Annotated in this window: 5 protein-coding genes; 1 reads left to right on the forward strand and 4 read right to left on the reverse strand. The window is 36.3% G+C overall.

From position 1 onward, the window contains the following. The coding region (locus AB1630_10660) for a transposase (protein MEW6104251.1) at positions 1–715 on the forward strand (715 nt) is incomplete at its 5' end. Positions 716–926: 211 nt separating this feature from the next. Here the strand turns inward: AB1630_10660 and AB1630_10665 are convergent. Genes AB1630_10665 through AB1630_10680 form a run of 4 tightly spaced genes read right to left on the reverse strand, consistent with a single transcriptional unit; the run spans position 927 to position 4,390 of the window. Continuing rightward, the gene (locus tag AB1630_10665; protein ID MEW6104252.1) at positions 927–3,017 is read right to left on the reverse strand and encodes an ATP-binding protein; all 2,091 of its coding nucleotides are present in this window, start codon (positions 3,015–3,017) and stop codon (positions 927–929) included. Between the two features lie 33 nt (positions 3,018–3,050). Then, positions 3,051–3,497, reverse strand: a complete 447-nt coding sequence (locus AB1630_10670) for an SRPBCC family protein (GenBank protein ID MEW6104253.1) — start codon at positions 3,495–3,497, stop codon at positions 3,051–3,053. After that, positions 3,498–4,082, reverse strand: coding sequence for an isoprenylcysteine carboxylmethyltransferase family protein (locus AB1630_10675; GenBank protein MEW6104254.1), 585 nt, complete (start codon positions 4,080–4,082; stop codon positions 3,498–3,500). It abuts the gene before it with no gap. A gap of 32 nt (positions 4,083–4,114) precedes the next feature. Continuing rightward, positions 4,115–4,390 (reverse strand): type II toxin-antitoxin system HicB family antitoxin, encoded by a 276-nt coding sequence (locus AB1630_10680; GenBank protein MEW6104255.1) that lies wholly within the window; start codon positions 4,388–4,390, stop codon positions 4,115–4,117. Positions 4,391–4,501 lie beyond the last annotated feature (111 nt).

Consider the following 4,501-nt stretch of genomic DNA (forward strand, 5'->3'; position numbering starts at 1 on the left):
CATTCTATATAATATATCGGCATTTTTGAGAGGAAACCTTAAGAGGCTTTTTTTGCGAAAAATATTTTCTTATTTTCCAGGAAGGCTTGATAATATAGCCTTTATAACTTCACCGAGAATTGCTAATAAAGTGCGATTAACTTCGGCTGAACGAGGGCAGTTAGAAGAGATTGTGCGTAAAGGGAAAGCATTAGCATATAAGATTCGTCATGCCAATTTATTACTGGGTTTAGATGTGGATGGATTACATTGGACTGATGAACAGGCGGCAGAAGCCTTTCATTGCAATGTTAACACGGTGGCAAACATTCGTCAACGATCTAAAGTTGATTGGGCTGAAGAAATTAAAATGCTTCTTGATGTTGACTATCCTGAAGCAGAGAAGGTAATTTTGGTGTGTGATAATTTGAACACACATAAGATAGGTTCTCTATATGAAGCATTTGAACCGGCTGAAGCACTTCGGTTAGTACAACGATTAGAAATCCATTATACTCCCAAACATGGCAGTTGGTTAAATATAGCAGAAGTAGAGTTAAGTGCTTTAAGTAGGCAGAGTTTGGATTGTCGGATACCAGATATAGAAACATTAAGCAAAGTAACCAAGCAATGGGGACAAACCCGCAATGCAAACCAGAAAGGAGTAGATTGGCAATTTACAACTGAGGATGCCCGCATTCGCTTGAAGCATTTGTACCCCAAAATTCAAATGTGATGAACCAGTAGCCGTAGAGAATATTGGTATGGGTTTAGCTTTAATGGAACAAATGAAATCCGAAATTCGAAATCTCAAAACAAATTCAAATGACTAAAATTGAAAATTCAAAACAATATAATTTAGAGGAACGAACGCTAATGTTTAGAATTTTGAATTTAGATATTGTTTCGTGCTTCGTGCTTCGGATTTCGTGCTTAATTCAGTATACTTAAAGGGGTAGGGTAAAGCAGAATTTTGAGCCTTTATTTAATTCTCCTTCAACCCATATTTTTCCTTTAAGGGCTTGCACCATATCCTTTACAATAGAAAGCCCCAATCCCAGACCTCCATATTTTCTTGTGGATGATTGGTCTATTTGAGAGAACCTTTCAAAGATTTTCTCTTTGTATTCATCAGCTATTCCAATCCCTGTATCTTTAACAAAAAATAAGACCTCTCCTTCCCTTTTTTCTGCACCAACCAGGATTTCACCGCCAGATGGCGTGAATTTAATAGCATTATCTAATAGCCTAAATAGGATATTTTCTAGGACACTTTTGTCTGAGGTAAATGATACATCAGAAGCTACATCAATTTCTATCTCTAGCCCTTTATTAAAAGCCATAAGCTTAAAGCTCTTTACCGTATTACTAATAAGCCTTTCTATATCAATCGTATCCCTTTTTGGTTCATACTTCTCTCCCTTCTCAAGGGAAGAAACATCCATAATATCCTTTATTAATGCCGCAAGGTGTTCTCCCCTTTTCTTTATTACATCAACCATAGAAGAAATGTCTGTTTTTTTCTTAAGCCCCTTCTCAAGGAGATATGTCTGACCCATTATTACTGACAGGGGTGTATTTAGCTCATGGGAAACAATATGCAAGAAATCTGTTTTTGCCTGATTTGCCTTCTCAAGCTCTTCCTTTTTTTCCTTAAGCTCTGAATAGAGCCTTGTATTCTCAAGGGCTATAGCAAGCTCATTTGCCGTTGTTTCAAGAAGGCTTATCTCAGGGAATGTATAGTAGCCTACCTTTTTTTCTCCAAGTAATAATAAACCAATAATTTTATCCTGAATGAAAAGGGGGGTTACAAACCTTATATTATTCTTTTCCATCTCATAATTTACCTTAATTGCCTCCCTTCTCCCATCTATTTCATCCCTTAAAACCCATCCCCTTTGTTTCTTTAACCATTCTACGAAGGGGTTATTAAGAGTGATAAATGGAGAAAATGCTTTTTTATCTACCTCTCCAAAGATGTATTTTATTTCATAAAATGTCTCCTCATTATTAAGCAACATCAAAACAATGAACCTTGAATGAATAGAGTTATGTAGCTCATCAATGGAGGATGCGATAATTAAATCTGGGTCAACAGAGGATGTAATTTGGTTTGCTATTCTTGCTGTAGCCTTTGAAAGTTCAAGCCTTTCTCTATAGAATAGTCTATCAACAATGGTTTGAACCCTCTCCTTTAGGACATTAAAAACAAAGATAACAATAAACATTGACAAGAGCCTTGAGATGAAAGACGAGACAAAAAGAAACCTTTCAAAGACAAAGATAGAACAAAGCCATGTTGCTGTAATTAAGCCTGTAAGTGTCCCATAGGCAATCCCTGGCCTTATGACAAGATCAATGTCCATAAGTTTGTATTTGACGATAGAGTAGGCGGTCATTATATTAAAGAAGAGGATGCCTATATGGGCAAGGGGATAGACCCTAAATCCCATTACCCGAAGGATATTGCTTATGGCAGATAATAGGACTACACTCATTCCAAAGAAAAGGTATTTGTAATAGTTTTTCTCTAAGGGAGAAGAGACAATTTTGTAGCTTGCGAAAAGAAGATAGATACCGAAAGAGACAAGGAGAAGAAAAAATAGATTAAAAAATGGAGAGAGGGGTCCACCCACTATCCTATAACTTCCAAAAATAAAGGTAACACCTGAAGAAATGGAAAAGCTTCCTATTCTATCAATAATGAAAAAGAGGGTGCTCATAAGATACCCTATTTGAGAGAGACATCTATTAAATTTAGCCTCATTTTTGGTAAGGGAAAGGACAAAGTGAAAGAATATTGGGGGTAGAAAAACCAATCCAAAATGGAGTATTGGAACACACCATAAGGCTATCTCCTCTTTGCTCTCAGGAACAAGGGAGAGTGCCAGCATTCCAAATCCCCAGATACTTAAAAAACCACTGTAAATACAAAAAATCCTGTTTATTCTGGCATTGACATTCTTTGTTAAGACAAAGATTCCCAAGAATAGATTGAATAACACAACCGAGACTAAACTAATTTTATAAAGGTTCATTTTTCTTCAAGGATATGTAAATGGCTGTAAAGTTCATTGGTTTTCAGATTCTGCCCTCTCTTTTATCCCTGCCAAAAACTCAGTTGCCATTCTTCTTATAAAAAGAGAGTATATCAGCCCTGCAATAAAATCTCCTATGATGGGTATGGGAAAGGCAATTCTATGAACCACCTTAAGGATAGTTTCTTGGTGATTTGGCATTTCAAACCTCAATTCCGTCTCTAATCCTTTTAGAAGACCTTTAATCTGCTTAATCTTGATTGCATCATCCCCCTTAATACTTCTTTCGGAAAGATACCTAAATCTTATTCCTAAAAGATTGACACTTGACCAATAAATAACATTATTCCCATTACTTTTATCAAGAATCTCCACCTCTTTTTTTGGTATAAACTCTGGATGTTTCTTAATGTCTTCTGCTATTTCAAAAACCCGTTCTCTGGGTCGTTTAATTAAGAGCTTCTCTTCTTTACAAACCATCTATTTTGCCCTTTTTATTGGAAAGAAGGCAAAAACCTCTTTTTTGTATTTAAGATATTCATCCTTGAATTCCTCAATCAGTGCCTTCTCCTCTAAATATGCCCTGATGACCATAAGTGGCATAAAGCCAAAGAGGCCGATTAAGAATGTCCAATAGGAATTGGGTATAAGGGCTAAACCAAAAACCTCAATAATGGCACAAGAGATCAATGGATGCCTTATGTAGCGATAAGGACCATTCTTAATTAGCTTGTGTTCTTCAAATATCTTTATATCTTGACTCATATGTTTTCCTAATGTATCTGCTGCCCATTTGCGTAAAGGAATAACCCCAAAATACATCAAAAACCCAATTCCACTCATTAGAATATTGATCTCCTTAGCATCAAGGATATAGCGGAAATAGAAGTATTCAAAGATAGAACCACACCAAACAGTAAGATAAAGAAAAAGCATTAAGGGGTAGGTTATAGAGAAATAGACCCTACTAGGCCTTTGTTGGTCAGAATAAGACTTAATGAGACGACCTATCCGATAAATGGTTGAGCCGATCAAAAAGAGAAGATAAATGTATGTAAAATTCATTTACCAATTATATACTCAAACAAAATTGGTTTTCAAGTAAATTCTAATGGCTCAAGGGAAAAGAGATTGTGCGTTAGTGTATTGGAACAAAAATTACTAAAGAAATAGAGAAAAAAAAGCCGATTAAATATTGGTAATCCATCCTCTGCTAATGCCCTTATATGTAGCCTAATCGCTTCTTTTATGTTTTTTAATGCCTCTCTTTCGGTCTTTCCCTGTGAGATACATCCAGGAAGAAAAGGGCAGGTAGCCACATACATCCCATCCTCATCCCTTTCAAACTCAACCTTTATATGTCGAGTAGACATTTTCTATAACCTCCTATATGTTATTTTATGCCCCTCACAGAACCGTGCTTGTGGATTTCCGCAACGTGGCTCTTCAGCAATGCTTCCTCTATACGAGGACAGGGCATATGT

The sequence above is a fragment of the bacterium genome (assembly GCA_040753555.1).
Taxonomy (GTDB): Bacteria; UBA9089; UBA9088; order UBA9088; family UBA9088; genus JBFLYE01.